This window comes from Verrucomicrobium sp. 3C, from assembly GCF_000379365.1.
Classification (GTDB): Bacteria; Verrucomicrobiota; Verrucomicrobiia; order Methylacidiphilales; family Methylacidiphilaceae; genus Methylacidimicrobium.
On sequence record NZ_KB901876.1, the window covers coordinates 68,670 to 74,175 of the forward strand.

A 5,506-nucleotide genomic window follows, 5' to 3' on the forward strand; every position below is an offset into this window, starting at 1 on the left:
CATGCCCTCGCCCAATACCCCGGCGGCTCTCCCCAGTGCATCGATTTGCTCTCCTTCCGAGGAAGACAACGGCCTTCGCTTCTATCTCACGAGCTCGGCGTCCGCATTGCCCGTTTCGAGGCTTTGTTCAGCGTTCACTTTCCTTAGGGCCTGCTTGCTCGCTGACCCGCTTCCCGGGCCTTTTCCCCCAGAGGCTTCGACCGCTGGCGTTACCACCAGTAGCCGCTCCGAGTGCTTCCGGCTGGAGCAATAGTTGCCGGGTGGAGATCACTCCCTCTCCACTGGGCGATGCACCCTTTTCACGGCGCACGAGATATGCAGGCTAGCCCTCGCGATCCGAAGTGGCACGACCGCGGAGACCCTCAGCTACATGGCTTTCCCGCATCCGATGATCAGCGAAGGGATCAACCACGCCGCCCGAGCCATCGGGCTTTAAAGGCATCCTCCGGACACGCTCGCGTGCGCGGCAGCGGCAGAGCGCTGCCGGAGAGGCTTGCCATCAAGATCCCCTTCGGTATCATCCGAGCCATCCGCTGAACGGCCCAAAACGGAGCTACCCGCTCGGATGAAACAACCGTTCTTCTCTGCCCTCCTCCTGATCCTCTCCGCGACCCCCTCGCATGCGATCCTGACCCAGTGGGTTCCCGCGAACCCACCCTACCAGCATGGCCCGCTCGGAACGGGAGAGTATTCGATGGTCTGGAATATGCGCCGCTATGCGACTCCCCCCAAGCGACCTTACGTTATCCTCGGCAGGATCCGCGCCAACGGGGGATTCGGAGGCTCTCCGCGCACCCGTGCGGTGGAGGAAGCCAGGAAGCACGGAGCGGACGCCGTCCTCTGGACCAAGGCGGACGTCCACCCCGAAGTCAACTCGCTCGGACTGATCGGTCTCTTGTCCCACTGCGACTATCTGGCGATCCGGTGGACCACCCCGCCCCGGTAACCGAGCCCGCAGCCGGAGGGGCGAAGGGGTCGGTCGGGAAGCCGCCCGGCTCGTCTCGCTCGGACTTCCACCCCTCAGGGTGAAAAGAGCCGGACGACGGGAGAAAAAAAGTCCCTGGCACCATGGTTCCCTCCCGGACCTTCGATCTCGGGCTCGTCCTTTAGATCCAGCCGCACCAGCAACCCTCCGGCCGGAACGATTTCCCGCGCGAGAGCCGGATGCTCCTTATCGATTTCGATCACCGTCTTCCGTTTGATCGGCAAGCCGGGGAGATGCGACGAGAAGATCGCGGTATCGAAACGTTCTCCAAAAGGGAAGATCGCCGCGGAGGCGAGCAGTCCTTCCACAACTCTTCGCGTCGCTAAACCCGCTTCATGCGCGGTAAAGAGGCCGTTTTGCACGTCGGTATCGACGAAGAACCTCCCATAGACCCAAGTCTGGCTTGGCCGACTTCCCCGCTGTTTCCAGGCACGGGCAATGTCGGCGAAATGCAAAGTCATGGGAGGCTCGGCGGACACGCCCTCCTCCTGCCCGCGATGGCGATCTCCCCGGATCCCCCGCTCCGGTCTCCCGGTAGCCGGAGGTTCGTCCTCGCTCTTCTCGGCAGTCGCCTCTTCAGCCTCCTCCTTATCGCTCTTCCAAAGCGCCTTTGGGGCAGCCGAAAGCCGGAGCCGCGCATAAAAGCAGTTCCCCTGCAACATCTCCAGCACTTCGGCCGGCGCTTCCTGGGTGATTTCGAAACGCCGCCCTTCCCGCAGCCCAGGAATGGGAAACGGCGTTTCGCAGATCGTGATTTGGACAATGGGCTCGGTGGGCAGAACCGAGAACGGAGCGAGCTTTTGTAGGACGGTGTAGCTTAAGAGCCGGGGAAAGCTAGCGGCAAACACCCCCTCCCGAGCGGGACTCCAGGCGGTAAATTCGCCGTGCGTCCAAAGATTCCGCGGTCGGTTCCCGAGCTGGGAAGCCTTGCGGTGAAGCGCGGAGAACGGCAGGACGACCTTTTTGGCGCCTTGCGCATGAGCGCCGGAAAGGATCCAGAAGCTGATGAGGGCGATGACGAGCCCCGCCACGGGAACCCATCGCCTTGGCCTGCTCGGCCCCAGAGGCACACCCGCTTTCGGCCAAGTCTGTGAACGTCTTCGCGCGTCGTGCATTAAAGCCTGCAGCGCTACGGTTCTAGCAAGATCGCGCTAGGAACGCATTCACTTTTCCGGCGGGAGAAGCCTCCCCAGGTTACGGATCATTGTGGAGCAGAGCGGCTCAACCAACTCGGATGTACCTGCTCCCAGGGAGTCACCGGATCGACCACACTCCGCTCCCAGGCAACAGAGCACGGGCAAATCCCTTGGACCTAGCCGCAGGGAAACCCTAGCCTCCCTTAGGTGCCACAATCCGTCCTCTAAGGGACAAGGGACGAGTTTTATCAAACCTGTCATCGCAAGCGACCGCTTGGAACGTCTCTCTGTCTGCGGGGAGGATGATCCCTCCGTACGTTGGACCGGAGCGTTTGCTTCCTGCGGTGGGCGTGGGGCAACGCAGTCCTCGACGATCGTCTACGAGATCGAGCCCGGGGGGCGACTGGGATGGCATACGGATGCCACCGTGGAGACCCAATACATCCTCTCCGGAAAGGGCGAGCTGCGCATGAAATCGGGTGTCTACGCTCTCGGTTCCGGAAGCGTGTTTGTTATCCCGACCGATGTGCGCCACGACCTTGCCAACGTTGGGCAGGAAACCTTGAGAGCGGTCGCATTTTTTGCCGCGGCAATGTTTACGCAAAAGTTCGACGATCTGATGCTTCCCCCACGCACACATATCCTCGGCACTCCTAACCGCAGCGGGTAAGGATCGGCCCGCCGGCTTCGTTGCGATGCCTTGTCTCACTCCACAGGCCTCTTGAGGAGGCTCCCTTCAAGGCGGGGAGACAGCGGCACGAGAAGGGAGACCGGGGTAGAAGCCCCAGCTCGCTCCACGGCCACGGAAAGCTCCTTGCGTCCGAGCGCCTTCTTCTGACGATAGAGAGCCAAAACTCCCGACAGGCTCTTTGGGCAAGGCCGCCCATCCAGAGAGAGGATTCGATCCCTGGCGCGGAAGCCAGCCTGCTCGCCCGCACTTGCCTCCTCGACCGCGAGCACGGTCGACGCCCCTTTGCGCTGCGCTAGGAGCAAGCCGAGCGGGAGATGCACGGGCGCATCCCGGACGCGCCTCGGCTGCGGCCTGGGTTCCTCGATCGACTCATCCTCGTCTTCGTCGCCCGACGCTGGCTTTTGCATGACCGTTTTCGGGCCGGGCAGGGAAAAAACCAGGCGAAGCTCCGAGCCGCTCCAACCGACCAGGGCTTCCCGAAAGGCATCGCAGGAGGTCCAGACCATCTTCCGATCGATCTTGCGCCTGCTCGGCTTTTCCCTCTGCTCTCCCTTCCCGCTCATCCCCTGCCTGATTCCTCCGGCGGTGGCCATCCGCATGCCGCCCAAGCCCATCCCTCCGATCCCCATGCCGTCGAGCAGTATGCCTCCCCCGCCGCGCCGCGCCGAAGGCTCTCCTTCTTCGGCGGATGTCGGCTCTTCTCCGGACGCGCCGGCGCGTTGCGGCCTCGCGTAAAGGAAATGGAGCCGAGCATCCGGGGGAACGACGACATGCTCGTTGACGGCCAAAGGATATCGGACATGCACCTCTCTCCCCCGCTGCTCGAGAGGGAAAGCGGCCGAGAGCGGGGGCACGGTCGTTAGGGAGGCGGTCTCCTGGGCCGAGACGGAATCGGCGACGCTCCAACCGAGGAGGAAGAGGAGCGCCATGGCGGGAAGACGGGCGACCCTGCCTCTTCGCGTCGCCGCACTCGCCCGCACTCGACGTCGATCCGTTCGACCCTTCTGATTTGTTCTGCTTTGCGCAAGAGGCGTCATCGTACGCTCAAGCTCCGAGGGAGGCGCCGCCATCCCGCAGTGAAGAGCCGTCCCATTCCCAACACGCAACGGCCGCTACGCCTTCCACAATTTCCCGGCAACCTTGAAAAACTACCGAAATCCTCTGCGGATTTGAAGAGCAAAGGGCGCTTCCCGTTTTCCGGCCGCCCGCAGTCGGACGCAAAGGCGGTCCTGCCTAGGGAGCATCAAGAATGCTTCCCCCAAGGCTGGGGGGTAGAGAGACCGGAAGTGTCAGCCGCGCCTGCCCGCGCTCCACTTCGAGGGAAACGGACGAACCGCCCCGCGCTTTTGCCTCCCGATAGAGACCCAAGAATACCGACAAACTCCGGAAGCAGGGCCGACCATCGAGAGAGATGATCCGATCCCCCGAGCGTAGACCCGCTTCGGCTCCGGCGCCCCCGGTTTCGACCGCGAGCACGGTCGGTCTTCCTTCCCACTCCCCCAGCAGTAGACCCAACGGGAGAACCAAGGGCTCGTCTCGAACTCGTCTGGGCTTGGACTCCGTTTTGAGATTTCCTCCATCTTCCGACTTCGCCGGCTGGCCGGAAGACGCCGCCGGAGGCTGGGCGAAAACCAGCCGCAGATCGGACCCGTCGAGACCGCCAAGCGCTTCACGAAACGCATCGACGGAAGTCCAGACAGTCTTTCGGTCCACCCCTTGGCGGCTCGATCCTTCGTCCCCATCGCCCGCGCCGCCCGTCCCTCCATGCGTCCCTCTCATACCGCCTCCGCCCGTGCCACCCATCCCCATACCGCCCATTCCCATACCTCCTCTCCCCATGCCACCACCCATGCCGCCCATCCCGCCTCCATGGTGCCTGCCCGAAGGGGCCGCATTTTCCGAGGATTCCGACTTCTCGCCGGTTGCCGCCACGCGCTGGGATTTGACGCAAAAGAGATGGAGGACCTCTTCGGGAGAAAGAACCTCGTACTCGTTGAGCGCCACAGGACAGCTCACATGGACCTCGGCGCCTTTCTGGACGAACGGAAAGGCCTTTTCGATCGGCGGCGTCGTGGCAAGCGGCTTGGCCACCTGCCCGTACAGGGAGATCGTGAAGAGGCCGACCGAGAGGAAAAAGGCACTAGCACATCGCTTCATAATTACGTGACATAACAGTGCAGACTAGGTATTATGGCTTTCATTATGGGAGCCATTTTAACTGCATTACCGATTCGTGAAGAGCAGAGAGAAGTGTTAGAAGAGATCGTCCGCAAGAGGAATGCGAAAGCCGGGTTGGTGATGAGAGCACGGATAATTCTGATGGCTGCCGATGGGGTTTCCAGCGCGGCGATTTCCCGGCAGCTCCAGTGCAACGCGCATATCGTGGGCAAATGGCGGCGACGGTTTTCCGCGGAGGGGATCGCTGGGCTCAACGATGAGCCGCAGAGCGGACGCCCGGTAACGATAAGCCAATCGCTTACGCGCAAAGTGGTGATGACCGCGTGCAGTAAACCGCCGAGAGGTTTGAGCCGGTGGAGTATCCGCACGCTGGCGCGGGAGCTGGGTTTGCCCCCAGCTCGGATCGCGCGCATTCTGCGAGCTTACGATCTGCATCCGCATTGCCTTCGCACCTTCACGTTTAGCCCGGATCCCCAGTTCAAGGAGAAACTCCTCGAAGTGGTCGCTCTGTACATG

At 62.4% G+C, this 5,506-nt stretch carries 6 protein-coding genes; 3 read left to right on the forward strand and 3 right to left on the reverse strand.

The features are described 5' to 3' along the window. Positions 1–565: 565 nt before the first annotated feature. The gene (locus tag A37A_RS0111120; protein ID WP_018291573.1) at positions 566–946 is read left to right on the forward strand and encodes a hypothetical protein; all 381 of its coding nucleotides are present in this window, start codon (positions 566–568) and stop codon (positions 944–946) included. A 74-nt stretch (positions 947–1,020) separates the two neighbouring features. On the opposite strand, the gene A37A_RS0111125 is transcribed toward A37A_RS0111120, so the two are convergent. Further along, positions 1,021–2,016, reverse strand: a complete 996-nt coding sequence (locus A37A_RS0111125) for a hypothetical protein (RefSeq protein WP_018291574.1) — start codon at positions 2,014–2,016, stop codon at positions 1,021–1,023. Between the two features lie 379 nt (positions 2,017–2,395). Here A37A_RS0111125 and A37A_RS0111130 point away from each other — a divergent pair, with 379 nt between their 5' ends. Further along, positions 2,396–2,791: a cupin domain-containing protein gene (locus tag A37A_RS0111130; protein WP_018291575.1), complete on the forward strand. Its 396-nt coding sequence runs from the start codon at positions 2,396–2,398 to the stop codon at positions 2,789–2,791. A 35-nt stretch (positions 2,792–2,826) separates the two neighbouring features. On the opposite strand, the gene A37A_RS0111135 is transcribed toward A37A_RS0111130, so the two are convergent. Together A37A_RS0111135 and A37A_RS18460 are read right to left on the reverse strand one after the other, a co-directional pair. Next, entirely contained in the window at positions 2,827–3,792 is a 966-nt protein-coding gene (locus tag A37A_RS0111135; RefSeq protein ID WP_155996649.1) for a PDZ domain-containing protein, read from the reverse strand. 253 nt (positions 3,793–4,045) lie between these two features. Further along, complete coding sequence (locus A37A_RS18460; RefSeq protein WP_026195796.1) at positions 4,046–4,969, reverse strand: PDZ domain-containing protein; 924 nt, start codon at positions 4,967–4,969, stop codon at positions 4,046–4,048. Between the two features lie 141 nt (positions 4,970–5,110). On the opposite strand from A37A_RS18460, the gene A37A_RS21475 reads away from it, so the two are divergent. Further along, on the forward strand, positions 5,111–5,506 hold a 396-nt coding region (locus A37A_RS21475), incomplete at its 3' end, for a helix-turn-helix domain-containing protein (protein ID WP_231363901.1).